Below are 504 nucleotides of genomic sequence, written 5' to 3'. Positions count from 1 at the left end.
CAGCTCCAGGGTTCACTGCGCTTACCGCGCTCACGCTGCCGCCAGTCAAGGTTACGTCGTCTATTCCAAAGCCCCCGACCGCTTCGCTGAATTTGATCGTGACGCTCGTCGTTTGCTGGTCAGGTCCAAGCGCCGTATGGCTGATCGTGTGGCCGCTGGCGGCCAGCTGCGCCGCCATGCGGTCCAGGGTGTATGCGGCGCTGCTGACGTTGGTCTGCAATACGTTGCCCACCAAGTCGCGCACATTCGCCGTGGCGGCATTGAGTGTGATGTGGAACTCGGTTCCTTCGACGCCCGTGGCCGTTGGGGTCAGCGTGGCGGCCCAAGTCCGGCCTCCGTCGCTGCTGCTGAAATCGCTCAGCGTGCCGTTGCCCACGGTGAGGTCGCTGCGATCGAAACCGCTGACTCTTTCGCTGAATTGAACGGTGACCCCGAGCGTTTCTCCGATCGCCAGGCGGTTGTCGCTAAGCGTAATGCTTGCCGTTGGCACCGTGTTATCTATGC

1 protein-coding gene is annotated in these 504 nt (G+C 62.3%); it reads right to left on the bottom strand.

Annotated features, from left to right (window positions below):
* The coding region (locus VTU_RS29685) for an Ig-like domain-containing protein (RefSeq protein WP_236610835.1) at positions 1-490 on the bottom strand (490 nt) is incomplete at its 3' end.
* Between the last annotated feature and the right edge of the window lie 14 nt (positions 491-504).

The organism is Verminephrobacter aporrectodeae subsp. tuberculatae At4 (assembly GCF_000193225.1).
Taxonomy (GTDB): Bacteria; Pseudomonadota; Gammaproteobacteria; order Burkholderiales; family Burkholderiaceae_C; genus Acidovorax; species Acidovorax aporrectodeae.
The sequence above is the reverse complement of the archived record's forward strand: the minus strand, read 5'-3'. Positions and strand labels throughout refer to the sequence as shown.